A 19,187-nucleotide genomic window follows, 5' to 3' on the forward strand; every position below is an offset into this window, starting at 1 on the left:
ACCGCGCTGCAGGCCCCATCCTGGGGCCCAGCGCTTGACGGGCATCCATGCCCGTCACCTCCCTCCGCAAGCCCTGCGCTCGGCCTCCTGAAGTCGCAATCTGCGGCGCCTGGACTACCGCGCGCTTAGAAGCAAAAGCAACGGCAACGGCAACGGCAACGGCAACGGCAACGGCAACGGCAACGGCGTGAAGGCTAGCGAATTTCGTGCAGGAGCGGCCTAGTGCCGCGATGGGCCGCGCAGCGGCCCCAGCTTTTGAGCTGCGCCCCAAATGTTGGACATCCGTTCACTTTTGGGGTTTCGATGCTTCCAGCACCGGCACGGGACGCTTGTCTTCGTCGATGGCAACGAAGCTGAAGACGCCGTGAATCGCCCGCTCTCGGCCATCGAGGTACATGTTTTCGACGAAGACATCCACCTGTACCTGCAAGCTGGTGTTGCCTACCTTGATTACCGTACCCACCAGCTCGACGATCGAGCCCGCCGGGATCGGGTGCTTGAAGTCGATGCGATCGGTGGAAACGGTCACCAACGGCAAGCGGCAGAAACGCGTGGCCGCGATGAAGGACACTTCGTCCATCCACGCCAGGGCCGTGCCACCGAACAAGGTGTTGTGATGGTTGGTGGTATTGGGGAACACCGCCTTGGTCACGCGGGTGACCGAAAGCTCGGTGCGGCGCTGGATTTCCTGGTCTCGGGTGGTCATGGCTGTCACCTGTACGGAGTTCAAAACGCAAAAAAGCAGCCCGAAGGCTGCTTCTTTCTCGCTAGGCGACCTGGGCCGCCGGGCAAACTGTACTCAGGACAGTTTTTCCTTGATGCGAGCGGCTTTGCCGGACAGATCGCGCAGGTAGTACAGCTTGGCTTTACGCACGTCACCACGACGTTTCACGGCCAGGCTGTCGATCTGTGGGCTGAAGGTCTGGAAGGTACGCTCTACACCAACGCCGCTGGAGATCTTGCGCACGGTGAAGGCGCTGTTCAGGCCACGGTTGCGCTTGGCGATAACGACGCCTTCGAACGCCTGCAGACGGGAACGCTCACCTTCCTTCACTTTAACCTGGACGACAACGGTGTCGCCGGGTGCGAAGGTCGGGATTTCCTTGCTCATCTGCTCGGCTTCGAGCTGCTGGATGATCTTGTTGGTCATGCTGTGCTCCTAAGATGGATCGTGATCCACCATCGATACGTTTAACTATCGTCCCGCTCGCGGAGGTATTCCTCGAGCAGCTTCTTCTCTTCTCCAGAAAGCGAGCGACTTTCCAGAAGATCGGCGCGTCGTTCGAAGGTCCTACCAAGGGACTGCTTCATTCTCCAACGCCGGATGTGTGCATGGTTGCCACTGAGCAACACGTCGGGAACACGCTGATCCGCATACACCTCAGGTCGGGTGTAGTGCGGGCAATCAAGCAGACCATCGGTGAAAGAGTCTTCCTCCGCCGAGTCCACATGCCCTAAAGCTCCGGGCAGCAGCCGTGTAACCGCATCGATCAGTACCATGGCCGGTAGCTCGCCACCGGAAAGCACATAGTCGCCAATCGACCACTCCTCATCGACATGAGCTTCAATGAAACGCTCGTCGATGCCTTCATAACGACCGGCGATCAGGATCAATGATTCCTGTTCGGCCAGGCCTTTGACCGCCTGCTGAGTCAGCTTGCGGCCTTGTGGCGAGAGGTAGATCACCTTCGCCGCAGCTCCGGTTGCCTGCCTGGCGTTGACCAGGGCATCTTCCAGAGGCTTGATTTTCATCACCATGCCAGGACCACCGCCAAACGGCCGATCATCTACCGTATGGTGACGATCTGTGGTGTAGTCCCGCGGGTTCCAGCACGTTACCTGGAGCAACCCCTGTTTCACCGCGCGGCTGGTAATGCCGTACTCCGTGATGGCCGAAAACATCTCGGGGAACAACGTGATGACGTCTACGCGAAGGTTACCCATCGGTTAGAAGTCCGCGTCCCACTCAACCCGCATCACGCCTGCATCCAGGTCGATATCGAGCACGCATTGCGCCGTGTAGGGCAACAAACGCTCGCGATCATCCAGGCTGCCTGCACACGGCTTGACCACCATTACATCGTTCGCACCGGTCTCCAACAGGTGATCGACCTTGCCGAACAGGTGTTCGTCCTGGTTGATGACCTTCAGACCTACCAACTGGTACCAGTAGTACTCATCGGCGGCCAGGTTGGGCAAAAGGCTCCGCGCAATGCAGATTTCGTAACCGCTCAGAAGACGGGCTTCGTCACGATCCTCGAGACCTTTCAGTTTTACGACCAGGCCCTTTTGGGAGCCACGACCGCTGACCAGCTCGACCTGCTTTACCTTGCCTTCGTGCCGAAGCGTCCAGCTTGGATAATCCAACAGGTTTTCAATCGGATCGGTAAAGGAATACACCTTCACCTCGCCGCGAACGCCGTGAACCGAAAAAATCTTGCCAACGACGATGAGGTCGTCAGCCTTTTCTGGCGTCGCGTTCATATTGCTCAGGCGGCAGCCTTGGCAGCGTCCTTCAGCAGCTGAGCAACACGCTCAGACGGCTGTGCGCCCTGGCTCAGCCAGTAGGTGACGCGCTCTTGGTTGACCGACAGCTTGACTTCGGCGCCAGCAGCGATCGGGTTGAAGAAACCTACGCGCTCAACGAAACGGCCGTCACGGGCGTTACGCGAGTTGGTCACGGTCAGGTGGTAGAAAGGGCGCTTTTTCGAGCCGCCACGGGCCAGACGAATGGTTACCATGTGAACATCGTTCCTATAGTCGGTGCTGCAGTTGGTACTGCAAATCTGAATGCCAAATAGGCACACGGGTGCCCAAAAGGCCGCATATTCTCAAGGAATACACGGACATTTGCAAATGACTTTTTCGGTCGGCACTTGCCCGACCGTCCAGACTTGCTGCGTAAGCCGCGAAAATCGCGACCGTTGTCCCGCTTGCGCGGGGTGAGGGGCCGGCCCAAAAATGACCTGCCCCGGAAAACTTCACAGCTTGGGCATGCCACCGCCCGGCAGCATGCCGCCGAGCCCACGCATCATCTTGGCCATGCCGCCCTTGCTGGAGAACTTCTTCATCATTTTCTGCATCTGCTTGTGCTGCTTGATCAGCCGGCCGATGTCCTGCACCTGAGTGCCGGAACCCAAGGCGATGCGGCGTTTGCGCGAGCCGCTGATCAGGTCGGGATCGCGGCGCTCGGCCGGGGTCATGGAGTTGATGATCGCCTCCATCTGCTTGAACTGCTTCTCGGCGGCGCCCTGGGCATTGCCCATCTGCGACAGGTTAACGCCGCCAATGCTCGGCAGCTTGTCCATCAGCCCGCCCAGGCCACCCATATTCTTCATCTGCTGAAGCTGGTCACGGAAGTCCTCGAGGTCGAAGCCCTTGCCTTTCTTCAGCTTCTTGGCGAGTTTGTCGGCTTTGGCCTTGTCGATGGTCTGCTCGGCCTGCTCGATCAGGCTGAGCACGTCGCCCATCCCCAGGATGCGCGAGGCCACCCGGTCGGGGTGGAACGGCTCGAGCGCTTCGCTCTTCTCGCCCATGCCGATGAACTTGATCGGCTTGCCGGTGATGGCGCGCACCGACAGCGCCGCACCGCCACGCGCATCACCATCGACCTTGGTCAGCACCACGCCGGTCAACGGCAGGGCTTCGCCGAACGCCTTGGCGGTGTTGGCGGCGTCCTGGCCGGTCATGGCATCGACCACGAACAGCGTTTCGATGGGCTTGACCGCGGCGTGCAGGGCCTTGATCTCATCCATCATGTCGGCGTCGATGTGCAGACGGCCTGCGGTATCGACGATCACCACATCGATGAACTTGAGCTTGGCTTCGCGGATGGCGGCTTCGGCGATGGCGACCGGCTTCTGGCTGATGTCAGACGGGAAGAAGGTGACGCCGATGTCGTTGGCCAGGGTCTCGAGCTGCTTGATAGCCGCCGGACGATAGACGTCGGCAGACACCACCATCACGCTCTTTTTCTTGCGCTCTTTAAGGAAGCGCGCCAGCTTGCCGGCAGTGGTGGTCTTGCCCGCACCTTGCAGGCCGGCCATCAGCACCACGGCAGGCGGGGCGGCATTGAGCGCCAGATCTTCGTTGGCCGCACCCATGAGGCTTTCGAGTTCGGCCTGGACGATCTTGACGAAGGCCTGGCCTGGGGTGAGGCTGCGCGACACTTCGGTGCCGACGGCACGTTCCTTGACGCTGTTGACGAAATCCTTCACCACCGGCAGGGCAACGTCGGCCTCGAGCAGGGCCATGCGCACTTCGCGCAGCGTGTCCTTGATGTTGTCTTCGGTCAGCTTGGCCTTGCCGGTGACATGGCGCAGCGTCTGTGACAGGCGGTCGGTCAGGTTTTCGAACATGATGATCCTTTCTGGCCCAGTAAAAGCCGAGGTTGTCAGGCGCCCGCGGGGAAATGCACACCCGCCAGGCACAGCAAGGCGGCGATTATAGCGAAGTGAAGCGACCGCGCACACCTCAAGCGGCACTCGCCGGTCGCGACGGGGTTTGCCCGGTGCCTGCACCGCCGCCGCCTTGCGCGCCCGTCAGTCTTCCTAGAGCGGCGCGGTTTATGCCAAACTCCGTCTCTTTAAGGCTCGCCCACCAGGACTTATGGTCTCCTCTCCCAGCCTCATCCCCAACCTGATTGCCGCTGCGCTCTACATCGTCGCGGCCATCTACCAGGGTTCATCCCTGGCCAAGGGCCGCAAGATCGACAAACGGCTCCCCGGTCTGTTGGGCACCATTGCGGTTATAGCCCAGGGCGGTGCGCTGTTCTTTCAGCTGATCACCCCGCTTGGCCTGAGCCTGGATTTCTTCAGTGCCGCCAGCCTGATCGCCGTGGCCGTCATCGCCCTGACCTTGCTGGCATGCCTGCGCATCCCTGTGGAGAACCTGCTGGTGCTGTTGTTCCCGCTCGGTGCGGTCACCGCGCTGCTGGCCCAATTCGCGCCGCCCGGCACCGTGCCGCTGATCGATGAGGAACCGGGCATCCTTGCTCACATCCTTCTGTCGATCCTGGCCTACGGCCTGTTCACCATCGCCGTGTTCCAGTCGTTGCTGTTGCTGGTGCAGGACCATCAACTCAAGCACAAGCACCCCTCTGGCCTGATTCGAAACTTCCCGCCACTGCAAACCATGGAAAGCCTGCTGTTCGGTTTCCTCTGGGCAGGCTGGTGCCTGCTGTCGCTGTCGCTGGTGTCCGGCTGGCTGTTCCTCGACAACCTGTTCGCCCAGCACCTGGTGCACAAGACGTTGCTGGCTTGCGTGGCCTGGGTCGTGTTCAGCGTACTGTTGTGGGGGCGTACCCGCCTGGGTTGGCGGGGCCACAAGGCCATCCGCTGGACCTTGGCAGGCTTCTGCCTGCTGATGCTGGCCTATTTCGGCAGCAAGCTGGTTCGCGAATTCATTCTGCACATCTGACGGCCTTTCATGAACATCCTGCCGTACGCACCGCTTCTCGGCACCTCGGCAATTGCCCTGCTGTGGTCTGCACTGCTCACCGCCATCGAGACCGCACGCCTGCACACGATGGTGTCGGGCGGCGAGAAGGACAGCCAACCCAAGCTTTCGGGCCCTGCCCTGGTCCTGGGCGCCAGCCTGGGCAAATGGCTGGTACTGGCGCTGGCCTGCCTGATCGGGCTGCGTCACGGTGGTGACGCTGGCCTGTGGCAGGCAGGCCTGGCTGCCGCTGCTGCTCTTTTGGTGTTCGCCGAGTACCTGCCTCGTCGCCTGGCCAGACGCAACCCACAGGTCTTCGTCAGCCTGGGTGCGCTGCTCAAGCCTCCACTGGTACTGCTGCAACCGCTGGCCGGTATACTCGACGGCTGCGCCAAGCTGTTACTACGCCCACTGCGCAAGCAGCCTGCCGCAGTCGCCCTGCACCCCGAGCAAGCCGACGATTTCGAGGACGACGAGCACCCGGAAACCCCACGACGGGGGTTGCTCGACGGCATCCAGTCCCTGGACAAGATCACCGTCAACGACATTCTGGTGCCGCGCAACGAGGTCGATGGCATCAACCTCGACGAGCCGATCGAGCGCATCATCGAGCAACTGATCGTCAGCCGTCACACCCGCTTGCCGGTGTACCACAGCGACATCAACCAGGTCGAAGCCATCCTCAACACCAAGCTGATCAGCCACTTGTTGCCCCAGGCCGCGCTGACCCTCGAAGCTCTGCGCCAGGCGTGCTACGAGCCCTATTTCGTGCCCGAAAGCACGCCCTTGAACCTGCAGTTGCTCAATTTCCACAAGCAGCAGCGGCGCCTGGGCGTGGTGGTAGATGAGTACGGTGAAGTACTGGGGATCGTCACCTTGGAGGACATCCTCGAGGAAATCGTCGGCGAGTTCGAAGATGACCAGAGCCTGGGCAACCCCCATGTCCACAAGCAGCCTGACGGTACCTATGTCATCGATGGCACAGCCTCGCTGCGGGAGATCAACCGTAGCCTGGGCTGGCATCTGCCGTGCGATGGCGGGCCTAAGACCCTTAACGGCCTGGTGACCGAGGCACTGGAAAGCATTCCGGAAAGTGCGGTGTGCCTGAAAATCGGCCGCTATCGCCTGGAAATCCTTGAAACCGAAGACAATTGCGCCAGCAAGGTACTGGTATGGACGGCAACCCGATAGCTATACTCGGGCAACGCTTACCCAGCCCTGCCGTCCCGCCTGCTACCCGCACTCGGCGCTCCACGGTCAGACCGCTTCGCTGAAACGCCCTGCGGTCCTGCTTCACCACCCTGAGCAGTGTCCGCCCGCCCCTATCCCCTTGGGCTATCGTCAGCCAGGCGAACACAACAACAATCGCGCCAGCGCCATGGGAACCATTGTTCGGGCGGCTGCAATCGGTGTGTCCGTTGCAGGCCGACAGAGCACCGTGGCGTTGCCCCAGACCGCCAGGGACCTTCAATGACAACCAGCACCTACGCCGGCGCACCTGCCGCGCCGGTCAACTCGCCCGCGCGGGTTGCCACTGCCAGCTTCATCGGCACCGCCATCGAGTTCTACGATTTCTATGTCTACGCCACGGCGGCCGCCCTGGTCATCGGGCCGGTGTTCTTCCCGTCCGGGTCCGGCACTGCCCAGATGCTGGCGGCCTTCCTGACCTTTGGCATCGCCTTTCTGGCCAGGCCACTGGGCTCTGCGCTGTTCGGTCACTTCGGCGACCGCATCGGACGCAAGTCCACGTTGGTTGCCTCGCTGCTGTTGATGGGTGTCTCCACCACCGCCATCGGCGTTTTACCGGGGTATGACAGCATTGGCGTGTGGGCACCGATCATCCTTTGCCTATTGCGCTTTGGCCAAGGGCTGGGACTGGGCGGCGAATGGGGCGGTGCGGCCCTGCTGGCCACCGAAAATGCGCCCCACGGTAAACGGGCGTGGTTCGGCATGTTCCCGCAACTGGGCCCTTCGATCGGGTTTCTGGCAGCCAATGGCCTATTCCTTACCTTGGCACTGACGCTCAGCGACGAACAGTTCCGCCAGTGGGGCTGGCGCATACCGTTTCTGCTCAGCGCCGCCCTGGTGCTGGTGGGGCTGTATGTGCGCCTGAAGCTTGAGGAAAGCCCGGTGTTCGCCAAGGCGGTGGCCCGCCAGGAGCGCGTGAAGCTGCCGGTGGTGGACCTGTTCGCCAGGCATTGGCGCCCGACCCTGCTGGGTGCCGCAGCCATGGTGGTGTGCTATGCGCTGTTCTACATTTCCACCGTCTTCTCCTTGAGCTACGGCGTAAGCACGCTGGGCTACAGCCGTGAAACGTTCCTGGGGCTGTTGTGCTTTGCGGTGGTGTTCATGGCCTTGGCGACGCCGCTGTCGGCCTGGCTCAGCGATCGCTACGGACGCAAGCCTGTGCTGATCGTCGGCGGCCTGCTGGCCGTGGCGTCAGGTTTTACCATGGAACCGCTGCTGACCTCGGGCTCGACCACCGGCGTGGCACTGTTCCTGGCCATCGAATTGTTCCTGATGGGCGTGACCTTCGCGCCAATGGGCGCCTTGCTGCCAGAGCTGTTCCCGACCCATGTGCGTTATACCGGCGCTTCGGCAGCCTATAACCTGGGCGGTATTGTTGGCGCATCGGCAGCGCCGTTCTTCGCTCAGAAGCTGGTGAGCATGGGCGGCCTGAGCTGGGTGGGCGGATATGTCTCGGCGGCGGCCGTGATCAGCCTGATCGCCGTACTGTGCCTGAAGGAGACGCGCAATACCGAGCTTTAGGACGCTCAGCGACTTCATAGCAGGACTGTCGGGGCTGCCTGAGCGGCCCCGACGGGTCTATCAGAACTCTACTTCCACGGCCTGGGCCGCACGGGTCGCCTTGGCGCGCGCCGCTTCGATGGATTCGTCACGGGCCAGGCAAACGCCCATACGACGAGTGCCGCTGATCTCAGGCTTGCCGAACAGGCGAATAGCGGTATCCGGTTCGCTCAGCGCAGCGCCGAGATTGGCGAAGGCGGTCTGCTGTGAGTGCCCCTGCGGCAGGATAACGGCCGAAGCACTAGGACCGAACTGACGCACCACCGGGATTGGCAACCCGAGAATGGCGCGGGCATGCAGGGCGAACTGCGACAGGTCCTGGGAGATCAGGGTAACAAGGCCGGTGTCGTGCGGGCGTGGCGACACTTCGCTGAACCAGACCTGATCGCCCTTGACGAACAACTCCACACCGAACAGCCCACGCCCGCCCAGGGCATCGGTGACCGCCTTGGCCACCCGCTGCGACTCGGCCAGCGCCTTGGGGGTCATGGCCTGCGGCTGCCAGGACTCCTGGTAGTCGCCTTTTTCCTGACGGTGCCCAACCGGTTCGAGGAAAGTGGTGCCCCCGACGTGACGCACGGTCAGCAGGGTGATCTCGTAATCGAAATCGATGAAACCTTCGACAATCACCCGCCCCTTGCCGGCGCGCCCACCTTCCTGTGCGTAGGCCCACGCGCTCTGCAGGTCGGCATCGCTGCGCAGCAGGCTCTGCCCCTTGCCGGACGAGCTCATCACCGGCTTGACCACGCAAGGGTAGCCGACATCGGCGACAGCCTCGGCATAGTCTTCGTAGGTGTCGGCAAAGTGGTAGGGCGAGGTGGGCAGGTCCAATTCTTCGGCAGCCAGACGACGAATGCCTTCACGGTTCATGGTCAGTTGCGTAGCGCGTGCAGTGGGCACCACATTGAAACCTTCGCTTTCCAGCTCCACCAGCGTGGCGGTGGCGATGGCTTCGATTTCCGGCACGATGTAGTGCGGCTTCTCGGCTTCGATGACAGCGCGCAGCGCCACCCCATCGAGCATGTTGACCACGTGGCTGCGGTGGGCAACCTGCATGGCCGGCGCGTCGGCGTAGCGGTCAACGGCGATCACTTCCACGCCCAGGCGCTGGAGCTCGATCACCACTTCCTTGCCCAACTCGCCACAGCCACAGAGCAGTACACGGGTCGCGGTGGGCGACAGGGGGGTTCCGATACGGGTCATTTCAGGTCCTCGAAGGCATCCGGGGCCGCGCCTGGCTCGGCACCACCCGCTGAAAAAGGACCGCTATTCTACACCATCAGCCCGCCACGGCAGCCCGTCGGGCGCGAAATGCCATGGCCAGCCAGACGGCCGTGACACCGGCGAACTTCGACGCCATGGCGGTGCCGATCACCATCGGTGTGAGCGCACCGATCATGCCGAAGAAGATGAACGTATCGACCGGAATGCTTAATGCCGAGCTCAACCACAGCCGGTCGCGCAGGGGCCGCCGGGTGACGCTGAAGACCAGCCAGTCGATCAGCTCGGAGACAAAGAACGCCGTGGCGCTGGCCAGGGCGATGGCAGGCTCGGAGGTGACGTAGGACAGCACCAGAGCCGCCAGCATGGCCACCAGCGCCCCATGCCCGAAGCGGGTCTGCACCATGTCGCGCAGGATGAAGACCAGGCCACCCCAGGCGGACCAGATGACGTCCAGGTGCGGGGCGCTGGAGAAGGCGTAGTTGATCAGCACGACACTGCTGATATAGGCAATCAGAAAGAGCATGGCGGGTAGTCTTTGGGCAAGCGGCACAGATTACCGTCGCCCGCCCTGGGAGGCAACCGCAGTACCGCTAGAGCACCAGCCCGGCTTCGGTAGCGCGCTCATGGCAACGCCTGAGCACACCGCGTCGCTCATCATTGCTCATACGGCCCCATTGGCCTATCTCTGCCACGCTGCGCTGGCAGCCGGTACAGATATCCTGCTCATCAAGGGCACAGATGTTGACGCAGGGGGACGCCACCGGGCGCTCGTTTACCTCACTCATCGTCGGGCACCAGCTCCTTGCCGTAGCGCTGGGCGTTATGGACATAGTGCGCCGCGCTGGCCTCAAGCATGCGCTTCTGTTGTTCGGTCAGCTCGCGCACGACCTTGCCGGGCGAGCCCATGACCAGCGAACCATCGGGAATCTCCTTGCCCTCGGCGATCAGGGCATTGGCGCCGATGATGCAGTGCTTGCCGATACGTGCACCATTGAGCACGACCGCGTTGATGCCGATCAGGCTGTAGTCGCCCACCGTGCAGCCATGAAGCATGGCGTTATGCCCAACGGTCACGCCTTTACCCAAGGTCAGGGGCGAGCCCATGTCGGTATGCATCACGGTGCCGTCCTGCACGTTGCTGCCTTCACCGATGTCGATCAGCTCGTTGTCACCACGCAGCACAGCGCCAAACCAGACGCTGGCATGGGCCTGGAGACGGACATTGCCGATGAGCGTGGCGTTGGGTGCAGCCCAACTGGTGGGATGAGTCTCGACCCGCAGGTCGCCCAGGCGATATTTCATGGTTGCTCCTCAGGCTGGGATGCCGATGGCAGGGTGGGCCCTGCTCGTTTGTCGGTAGGACGCTCAGGGGGACGGTGCAGGGAGATACCGGCGTCGAACAACAGGTTGACCAGTTCGACGATCATGATCGCCGACAGCCCCCAGATCTTGTATTCGCCGTAGCGGTAACTGGGCACATACCAGCTGCGGCCCTGGTAATCGATGCGGTGGGTATGGTCGCGAGGGTCCTGGCGGAAGAACTCCAGGGGAACGGTGAATACCGCCGCGATCTCGGCATCGTTGGGGCGGTATTCGACGAAGTCGGGAATGACGCCGACGTAGGGCGTGACCTTCAGGCCATGCAGGGATATTAGGGGGCTGAGCGGGCCAAGAACCTCTACCAGCCCTGGTGGCAGGCCAATTTCTTCTTCAGCCTCGCGCAGGGCGGTGAAGACCAGGTTCGGGTCTTCGGGATCGCGCCGCCCACCTGGGAAGGCGACTTCGCCACCATGGGTCGAAAGCCCCTTGGCGCGCAAGGTCAGCACAAGCTCAGGCACTTCGCTGCGGGTAATGGGCAAGAGTACCGCCGCTTCCGGGAACCGCCGATCCGATTCCAGGGTTGCAGGTTGGTGGTTGCTCATTCGGCGAAGTAGCTCGTCCAGCATCGCGCTCACTCGTATCCAAGGCCTGCCCTGCATGATGCACGAAAGCCGTCAGCCACCCAACCCCTGCTGCTTGCGGCGGCCGAGCCACCACGCCAAGATAGGCCACGACAAAAGGAAGCCTCCATGAATTTCTGCAGTGCGTGCGGTCAGCCGGTCATCGAGCAGATCCCCCAGGGCGACACACGGTTGCGGTACGTTTGCCCCGCGTGCCACACCATCCACTACCAGAATCCCAACGTGGTAGCCGGCGTGCTGCCCACCCATGGCAGCCAGGTGCTGCTGTGCCGCCGCGCCATTGAACCGCGCCGTGGTTTCTGGACATTGCCTGCCGGCTTCATGGAAAACGGCGAGACGCTCGACCAGGCCGCCCGTCGCGAGACCGTCGAAGAAGCCTGCGCGCGTGTAGGCTCGATGACGTTGTACCAGCTGTTCGACTTGCCGCACATCAACCAGGTCCATGTCTTCTTCCGCGCCGAGCTGGCGGACCTTGCGTTTGCAGTCGGGGTCGAGAGCCTGGAAGTGCGACTGTTCGAAGAGCATGAGATCCCCTGGGACGCCCTGGCTTTCCGGACCGTGGCACGGACATTAGAATGCTACTATCGCGACCGAATCGAGCAGCAGTTCCCCATAGGCCATGAATACCTGCCGCCGATGAACGTATCGACCACCCCCCGTTAGGGTTCACGAAATGCCGCCCGGTGGTGACCATCGTCGAGTGCCTTTCACATAACCCGGTACAGAGCCTTCAGGATATTGCTACATGCGCTGGTTGCTTGCCCTCCTCTGCCTTGGCGTTGCCTCGATGTCCCAGGCGGCCTACACCGAAACCATCATCCGCAAACCGGTCTCGGCAGTGCAGACGGGTTCGCCTGCGCAACCGGCGGTGCAGCCTCAGGTCGACAAGGTACTGGTCATCAAGTCCGAACGTCGCCTGCAACTGATCAGCCGCGGCGAGCCGATCAAGACCTACCGCATTTCCCTGGGCAAGCAACCCAAGGGCCCCAAGCAGCGCGAAGGCGACAAGAAGACTCCGGAAGGCTTCTACTGGCTGGACTGGCGCAAGCAGAGCGAGCGCTTCAACCTGGCCATGCACATCGACTACCCCAACGTCAGCGATGCGGCCCGGGCCAGCCAGGCAGGCGTGAAGGCCGGCAGCATGATCATGATCCACGGCACGCCGATCAACGACGAATACCCCGAGTGGTACTTCCATACCCTGGACTGGACAGACGGCTGCATCGCCATGCGTAACCGCGACATGCAGGAAGTCTGGAACCTGGTGCGCGATGGCACGATGATCGAGATTCGGCCCTGATCTAGCGCAATTCATCTGTTTTTGTAGGAAAGAGCCCACCCGTTCGCTGGAACCTGCCTGACATTGTCTTAGGCACGGGATGGCATCCAGGGAAATGCCACGGCTTTTAGCATCCACGCAATCGAGTACGAAGTCCGTACCGCATTGCTGGGATGCTCAAGTGCACTGTCCTATCCCCCTCAAGCGCCAGTTGTTGGCTGTCTGCTTTATCCTGTTGGTGCTCGCCTGCGGTGAGGCGAGGGCCGACGTTGCCAGCTGGCAATTACGCGACCATCAGCTGGACCTGCAACACCAGCAACAGCAACGCCGCCTGGAACGCTGGCAGGACAAGGCCGACACGGCAACGCCCTCCCAGGCTCCCGTCGCCGCACCCGCTCAGGCGCACTGCTGGAAGGTCGCAGGTGTCGAGGTCGCCGGCAATCGCCACTTGGACGACGCGGCCCTGGCCACCACCGTGCGCCTGAACGTCATGCCGTGCATGGGCGTTGCCCAGATCAACACGCTGCTCAAGGCCATCACCGAGCAGTACGTGCAAGCCGGCTATCCGACCAGCCGGCCTTACCTGCGCCAGCTGCCCCAGGACGGGCACCCGTTGCAAATCGTGCTGGTCGAGGGCTTCGTCGAATCCATCGAGTTGGCTGGCCCCGAGCTGCCCCTGTCCTTGTCCGGTGCTTTTCCAGACCTGCTGGGGCGCCCGCTGTACCTGCCAGACGTCGAGCAGGGGCTCGATCAGCTCAACCGCCTGCGTGCCTTCGACATGGGTGTGGACCTGTTGCCAGGGCAAATGCAGGGTGGTACGCGCGTCGTGGTCCAACCGCGCCGGGCAGAGGGGCGCTGGCATTTCGATACGCGGTTCGACAACCGGGGCAGCGATTTTACCGGGCGCCACCGGCTGACGGCAGGCATCGGTGTGGACAGCCCGCTGCATCTCAATGACGACCTGCGCTTGTCACTGACGCATACGGTGCTGGGTGGCCCGGGCCGTAGCCAAGGTGTTTCGCTCTACTACAGCGTCCCCTACGGCCGCTGGAGCTTTGCCCTGAGTGCAAGCGAACTGCGCTACCAGGCCCCGTTGCCCAGCGGCAGGTTGAGCGCAGATGGCCGGAGCCGTTATCAAGGTTTGAGCGCCGAGCGCGTGCTGTGGCGTGGCCAACGGGGAATGCTCAGCGCCTCACTGCGGCTCGACCGCAAGGCGTTGGTCAATCGCAATGCCGGGGCGGTCGTCGTGCAGCAGAGCCCTACCCTCACCTCCCTTGAAGCCGGGCTGAACCTGCTGTGGCTGCAACATGGCCTGTGGAGCGGCTATCTGGGTGTGACGCAGGGCGTCACGATGCTCGGCGCCGACCGCGCACCCTTGGGCGCACAGCGTCTGCGGCCCGACTTCAGGAAGTACCGCGCCAGCCTGCTCTACATCGGCCAAGGCCCGGCCAGCCAGCCGTGGCGCTGGCAGAGCGAACTCAACGGGCAGTACAGCCAGGATGCACTGCCGGCCGTTGAGCAAATGCTGGTCAGCGACGATTCGGCGGTACGCGGGTTCCGCTTGCAGACCTATTCCGGCGCCACCAGCGCGGTGTGGCGAAACACAGTCAGCTACCCCCTGCCCCAAACGTGGGGCGCACCGCTGCACATGCGCCCCTACATCGGCCTTGACCTGGGCTGGACCCGCACCGCTGCTGGCTCACCGTCGCAGCGCCTGGCCGGTGCGGCAGCCGGCCTGGAATTCAGTCTGCCAGGCAGCCGACTGCGCCTGGACTACCAGCGCGCGCTATACGCCAGCGACCACCCAGGCCGGCCCAATGAGCCTGGTTTCTGGGTGCTGGACTGGTCGATGACCCTTTGATTCACCCACAACAATGAGAAAAACCATGAAGACATCCTTGCCCCCTCTTTGCATCCAGCCCGATACCTTGCGCTGGGCCATCTTTCTGATCGTGCTCGGCTCCACCAGCGCATTGGCCGAAGGCGGCCTGGACGCCGCCAACGGCCCTGGTGGCACCCCGCTCATCAACAACGGCCATGGTGTCCCGGTGATCGAGATCGTCCCGCCCGATGCCAACGGCCTCTCGCACAACCAGTTCAACCAGTACAACGTCGACCGTGCAGGCCTGGTGCTGAACAACGCTACCCAGGCTGGGCAATCGCAGCTGGCCGGTGCCCTGGCCGCCAACCCTCAGTTCCAGGGGCAGGCAGCGTCGACCATCCTCAACGAAGTGGTCAGCCGCAGTGCCTCACTGATCCAGGGCCCCCAGGAAATATTCGGCCGTGCTGCCGACTACATCCTGGCCAACCCCAACGGCATCATCCTCAACGGCGGCAGCTTCATCAACACCACGCGCGCAGGCTTTCTGGTAGGCACCCCGGCGTTCGAGCAGCAGCAGCTCAAGTACCTCAATACCCTCGACGCCAGCGGCACCCTGCAGGTGCTGGACGGCGGCCAGAGCAATGCCGACGGCGCCCTCGCGTTGATTGCGCCGCGCATCGACAGCCAAGGCCTGCTGGCGGCCGCGACCACCCTGGACATCACCGCTGGTCGCAACCGGATCGATCACGCTAGCGGCGCGGTGGTCGAGCACCGTACCGCCACGCCGGCCAGTATCGACGCCAGCCTGTTCGGTGCCATGCAGGCGGGGCGCATCCGCGTGGTGAGCACTGCCGAAGGTGCGGGTGTGCGGGTACGAGCCCCCCTGGTCAGTGCCACGGATGGCATCCAAATGGCGTCAGCGGGCAACCTGGATGTGCTGGGTACGGCGGCCAGCCCAACCGTCCTGCACAGCGGGCAGGGCCCGTTGAAGCTCGATGCACAGGGCGATCTGGTACTGCGTACAGTAGAGGCCAAAGCACCCCGCATCGAAGCCCGGGCGGGTCAGGCCCTGACCCTCGATGCCCAGGCCCTTGAGCGGGTCAAGCATGACAACGAGCAATGGAGCAAGAAATTCCTGTTCGTCACGCGCGAAACCTACGACCGCGACACCACGACCACCGACACCCAGCAGCACGGCACCCGCCTGGAGGCCGACGACAGCATCGTGCTTACCTCCGGCGGCGACATGCGCATGACCGCCGCCACCTTGCAAGCGGGCAATGGGCTGAATCTGGACAGCGGGGGCAACCTGGACATCCTGGCGGGTATCGACAGCCAGGCCATCCAGGAAAAGATCCGTCACCGCAAGGACCTGTGGCGCGGTGACAGCGACACGGACACCTTCACCGAGCGCGCCCAGGGCAGCATGCTCACCGCAGGGCAGATGCAGGTGCAGACGGCCGGCAACCTGAACGTGCAGGGCAGCACCCTACACAGCCGCGGCGACCTGGCCATCATGGCCAAGGAGGGCATGATCGCCACGACGCAGTTGCAGGAGCAGAGTACGCGCCGTAATTATCGCGGTGACCTGGTGTCCGGTACGTTCTTCGGCGATCACAAAGGCAACGAGAAAGAGGGCCGCAACCTGGCAGGCAGCACCCTCACCAGCGATGGCATCCTGACCGTCACAGCCGACAAGCTCACCGTCAGAGGCAGCACGGTAATAGGCCTGCAGGATGCGACGCTGCACAGCCAGCAAGGCTCGCTGGCCGTGGAGGCGGACAAGGGCACCAGCACCCGGACCGATCATGCACGCGACAGCAAGCTGTTCGGCCTGATTGCCAGCGACAGCCGCAGCACTGAGCGCAACGAAGCGGTGCTGGTCAGTGAGGTGGGGGCGCAGAGCAACCTGCGCCTGGTCAGTGCCGAGGATTTGCGTATCGAGGGCGCCAATGTCAGCGCTGGCGGTCATCTTGACCTCGAAGCCAAGGGCAATGTGGCAATCACTGGCGTACAGGCGACCGAGCAACGCGAGGTTCGAAACCAGCAGCGCACCTTCACCGCCAGCGCCGGGCAGACCAAGGAGGCCGACGGCGACAAGCCCGGTTCTCGCCAGTACAAGGCCAGCGTGGGCTATGACGTTGTCACCCGCACTGGCCAGGAGCAGAAAACCGAAAACGTGGGTAGCCAGCTCAAGGGGGCTTTGGTGAGTGTCAAATCCGATGCCGATGTGCAGGTCACCGGCTCCACCATCAACGCCCTGGCCGGGGACCTGGACATTGATGCCCGCAAAGTGACGTTGGGCACCACCCAGGCTACCCACGAAACCACCACTACCACCACCCAGAGTGGTGGCGGCCTCACGGTGACTGGCGGGATCGACCGGCTAGGTATCCAGTTCGATGGCCACCACCAGCGTGGCGTACAGACCAACCGTGAGCAGAAGATGCAGCGCACCGAACTGCAGGCAAGCGGCAACGTACGGTTGCGTAGCGACGAGCTGGTGACCGAGGCTGCGCGGGTAAACGCCGGCGAAACGTTGCAGGTTACCGCCACCCATATGGAGAACCGTGCGGTGCAGAACACCTCCGAGCAAACCCAACGCCAGGATGACTGGTCTGCCAGCCTCGGCGGGAGCCTGGAATACCGTGATCTCACCCGGCCCATCGAGCGTCTGGTGCTAGGTGAAGAAGCTGCTCGCTTTCAGCAGGCCTCGCCCGAAGACGCGATGGTGGCGCCCAGCGTAGGCGCCGACATGACCGTCGAGCACCTCAAGCGCCTGGAAAACCAGCGCCGTGGCTTTGCCCAGGTCAGCGAACTTTCCGGTGCCAGCGTGCAGGTCAAGGTCGATACCCTCAAGGATCAGGGCACTGCCTGGCGAGCCAATGCGGGCACACTCGACATTCAGGCGCAGCACCATGACATGCAGGCTGCGGCCAATACCGAGCACAAGCGCGAGCAGCACCTGACCGTTGGTGCAGATGCTCGGCTGGATACCACTACCGGTCAGGACCTGAACGTGCGCGCGGCCGGCAACGGCGGTTCTCTGGATCGCCAGAGCACTGTCAGTACGGCTGTGGCGGGCTCCCTGTATGGCCAGCAGGGTATCAAGGTGCAGTTGGGCAGCGATGGGCGTTATGAAGGCACACGTATCGATGGAGGCAAAGGCGACGTGCGCATGCACAGCGACGGTACGCTGGAACTGGTCCAAGCCACTGACCGTGAAACGCGCCAATCCAGCCAGCTGGACGGCAATGCCTGGGTCAAGGTCGGCAACCGCCCCGGCAGTACCGGTATCGATGGGCGCGGCTATCTGGATCATGCGCGCAATGACCAGGCCACCAGCACAGCTCAGGTGGCGCAGATCGACAGCAAGGGCCAGGTGGTGTTGACCAGCCGTGGCGACTTGACGCTCGAAGGCACGCGCATCGGTAGCCGCGAAGCCCCGACCGGCGATATCACGCTGCACAGCGATGGCCAGTTGCAGGTCAAGGCGGCAACCGCCACACAAGAGGCCAGTGGCGCGAAGCTGGGCGGTGGACTGGAGTTGGCCGCCAAGACCGGCACCACGCAAGGCGGCGGCGTAGGCGGCCACTTTGGCAATGGCAAGCAGCAAGAGAACGCGCGCCAGGCCATCGACGCGCAGTTTGCCAGTAACGGTCGCCTCAGCGTGACCAGCAGCGCACGCGACGCGCAGGCTTTGCAGGCCCAGGGGTTGCAAGCCAGCGCCAAGGAAATCGTGCTCGATGCCATGAACGGCGGCATGCGGCTTGAAGCCTCGTCGAACCAGGAACTGCGCAATAACCTCGACATCACCGCCGGTGCCGGTTTCAACGCCAGCAGTGGCGCACTGGACACGCGGGGCCTGCATGGCCGTCTGAAGGTGGACATGGACAAGCGCGACAACCTCACCTGGAACGCCGGCAACCTGCGTGCCGAGCGCATCGCGCTGCACAGCGGCGGCGATGCCAGCCTCGAAGGCGTCAGCCTGGACGCCGCGCGGATCGAAGGTGCCATAGAGGGCGATCTGCGTGTGGCCAGCCTGATGGACCGCGTCAATAACCTCAGCGTCAAGGGTGATGCCAGGCTCAGTCAGGAAAAGAACCCACAAGGCTATGTCAACGCTGCTACATCGCTGGCCGGGCCGCTAGGCGGCAGAGTCGGCGAAAAAGCCGGCCCTGCCCTGAGCAAGGCTGATCCGGGTTTCTCGCCTACCCTGCGACTTGAGGTGGTCCACGAGCAACGCGACAGTGTCGCCCAACAGGCCACGCTCAAAGGCAGCGAGGGCATCGCCTTGCAGGTTGGCGGCAACGCCCAGTTGGTCGGCGCCCGCCTGCAATCGGCCAGGGGCGAGGTCAAGCTGGACGCCAACTCGATCAAGCAGCAAACCCTGAGCGGCAGCGACTACCGGCGGGCTGTTTCGATCGATGCGTCCAATTCCCCTGTGGACCTGGGCACCGCCATTGCCGAAATTGCCAAGGGCAAGGGGTCTGCAGAGGGTGAAAACGCCCTGGATCTCGGGCTGATCCGCACCAGTGGGCATAACCGCAACGAGCAGTGGGCATCGAGCCTGGGCGCCAAGCGCGACTGAGCAACCTTGGCAGAGCGCCCCTTTTCGGGGCCTCTTCAAATGCGCCACAGGGTTGCAACGTCCGCT

Annotated in this window: 18 protein-coding genes; 7 read left to right on the plus strand and 11 right to left on the minus strand. The window is 63.0% G+C overall.

Features of this window, described 5'->3' with window-relative positions:
• Window positions 1–286: 286 nt before the first annotated feature.
• The 6 genes from B2J77_RS16060 to ffh all read right to left on the minus strand — a co-directional run bounded on the left by B2J77_RS16060 (window position 287) and on the right by ffh (window position 4,358).
• A complete protein-coding gene (locus tag B2J77_RS16060; protein ID WP_058637442.1) occupies window positions 287–706 on the minus strand; it encodes an acyl-CoA thioesterase in 420 nt (139 codons plus the stop codon).
• Window positions 707–799: 93 nt separating this feature from the next.
• Entirely contained in the window at window positions 800–1,150 is a 351-nt protein-coding gene (gene rplS / locus B2J77_RS16065) for a 50S ribosomal protein L19 (protein ID WP_023533640.1), read from the minus strand.
• A gap of 41 nt (window positions 1,151–1,191) precedes the next feature.
• The gene (gene trmD / locus B2J77_RS16070) at window positions 1,192–1,944 is read right to left on the minus strand and encodes a tRNA (guanosine(37)-N1)-methyltransferase TrmD (RefSeq protein ID WP_028634846.1); all 753 of its coding nucleotides are present in this window, start codon (window positions 1,942–1,944) and stop codon (window positions 1,192–1,194) included.
• Window positions 1,945–1,947: 3 nt separating this feature from the next.
• Window positions 1,948–2,484, minus strand: a complete 537-nt coding sequence (rimM, locus tag B2J77_RS16075; RefSeq protein WP_027913820.1) for a ribosome maturation factor RimM — start codon at window positions 2,482–2,484, stop codon at window positions 1,948–1,950.
• Between the two features lie 5 nt (window positions 2,485–2,489).
• Window positions 2,490–2,741, minus strand: a complete 252-nt coding sequence (gene rpsP, locus B2J77_RS16080) for a 30S ribosomal protein S16 (RefSeq protein ID WP_023533649.1) — start codon at window positions 2,739–2,741, stop codon at window positions 2,490–2,492.
• 240 nt (window positions 2,742–2,981) lie between these two features.
• Entirely contained in the window at window positions 2,982–4,358 is a 1,377-nt protein-coding gene (gene ffh / locus B2J77_RS16085; RefSeq protein ID WP_023533651.1) for a signal recognition particle protein, read from the minus strand.
• A gap of 250 nt (window positions 4,359–4,608) precedes the next feature.
• Here ffh and B2J77_RS16090 point away from each other — a divergent pair, with 250 nt between their 5' ends.
• From B2J77_RS16090 to B2J77_RS16100, 3 genes are all read left to right on the plus strand, one after another.
• Window positions 4,609–5,418: a cytochrome C assembly family protein gene (locus tag B2J77_RS16090; protein ID WP_027913819.1), complete on the plus strand. Its 810-nt coding sequence runs from the start codon at window positions 4,609–4,611 to the stop codon at window positions 5,416–5,418.
• A gap of 9 nt (window positions 5,419–5,427) precedes the next feature.
• The gene (locus tag B2J77_RS16095) at window positions 5,428–6,627 is read left to right on the plus strand and encodes a transporter associated domain-containing protein (protein ID WP_058637440.1); all 1,200 of its coding nucleotides are present in this window, start codon (window positions 5,428–5,430) and stop codon (window positions 6,625–6,627) included.
• 279 nt (window positions 6,628–6,906) lie between these two features.
• Window positions 6,907–8,205, plus strand: a complete 1,299-nt coding sequence (locus B2J77_RS16100; protein WP_058637439.1) for an MFS transporter — start codon at window positions 6,907–6,909, stop codon at window positions 8,203–8,205.
• 60 nt (window positions 8,206–8,265) lie between these two features.
• Here the strand turns inward: B2J77_RS16100 and purT are convergent, their stop codons facing one another.
• The 5 genes from purT to B2J77_RS16125 form a co-directional block, all read right to left on the minus strand.
• On the minus strand, window positions 8,266–9,447 hold the full coding sequence (purT, locus tag B2J77_RS16105) for a formate-dependent phosphoribosylglycinamide formyltransferase (RefSeq protein ID WP_078479009.1): 1,182 nt from the start codon (window positions 9,445–9,447) through the stop codon (window positions 8,266–8,268).
• A gap of 76 nt (window positions 9,448–9,523) precedes the next feature.
• Window positions 9,524–9,991, minus strand: a complete 468-nt coding sequence (locus tag B2J77_RS16110; protein WP_023533643.1) for a VUT family protein — start codon at window positions 9,989–9,991, stop codon at window positions 9,524–9,526.
• A gap of 67 nt (window positions 9,992–10,058) precedes the next feature.
• Window positions 10,059–10,253, minus strand: a complete 195-nt coding sequence (locus B2J77_RS16115; protein ID WP_058604490.1) for a DUF1289 domain-containing protein — start codon at window positions 10,251–10,253, stop codon at window positions 10,059–10,061.
• Window positions 10,246–10,770 carry a gamma carbonic anhydrase family protein gene (locus B2J77_RS16120; RefSeq protein ID WP_058604489.1) on the minus strand — a complete coding sequence of 175 codons (525 nt, stop codon included), beginning with the start codon at window positions 10,768–10,770 and terminating at the stop codon, window positions 10,246–10,248. Before B2J77_RS16120 ends, B2J77_RS16115 begins: the two co-directional genes overlap by 8 nt.
• Window positions 10,767–11,423 carry a CoA pyrophosphatase gene (locus B2J77_RS16125; RefSeq protein ID WP_228385145.1) on the minus strand — a complete coding sequence of 219 codons (657 nt, stop codon included), beginning with the start codon at window positions 11,421–11,423 and terminating at the stop codon, window positions 10,767–10,769. The genes B2J77_RS16120 and B2J77_RS16125 overlap by 4 nt, the downstream gene beginning before the upstream one ends.
• Window positions 11,424–11,537: 114 nt before the next feature.
• Here B2J77_RS16125 and B2J77_RS16130 point away from each other — a divergent pair, with 114 nt between their 5' ends.
• The 4 genes from B2J77_RS16130 (at window position 11,538) to B2J77_RS16145 (ending at window position 19,121) form a co-directional block, all read left to right on the plus strand.
• On the plus strand, window positions 11,538–12,092 hold the full coding sequence (locus B2J77_RS16130) for an NUDIX hydrolase (protein ID WP_058604487.1): 555 nt from the start codon (window positions 11,538–11,540) through the stop codon (window positions 12,090–12,092).
• 82 nt (window positions 12,093–12,174) lie between these two features.
• The gene (locus tag B2J77_RS16135) at window positions 12,175–12,729 is read left to right on the plus strand and encodes a L,D-transpeptidase family protein (RefSeq protein ID WP_058637436.1); all 555 of its coding nucleotides are present in this window, start codon (window positions 12,175–12,177) and stop codon (window positions 12,727–12,729) included.
• Between the two features lie 190 nt (window positions 12,730–12,919).
• Complete coding sequence (locus B2J77_RS16140; protein ID WP_228385196.1) at window positions 12,920–14,569, plus strand: ShlB/FhaC/HecB family hemolysin secretion/activation protein; 1,650 nt, start codon at window positions 12,920–12,922, stop codon at window positions 14,567–14,569.
• Window positions 14,570–14,594: 25 nt separating this feature from the next.
• On the plus strand, window positions 14,595–19,121 hold the full coding sequence (locus B2J77_RS16145) for a hemagglutinin repeat-containing protein (protein ID WP_078479011.1): 4,527 nt from the start codon (window positions 14,595–14,597) through the stop codon (window positions 19,119–19,121).
• The last annotated feature ends 66 nt before the right edge of the window (window positions 19,122–19,187 follow it).

The sequence above is a fragment of the Pseudomonas parafulva genome (genome assembly GCF_002021815.1).
In the GTDB taxonomy this organism is placed as follows: Bacteria; Pseudomonadota; Gammaproteobacteria; order Pseudomonadales; family Pseudomonadaceae; genus Aquipseudomonas; species Aquipseudomonas parafulva_B.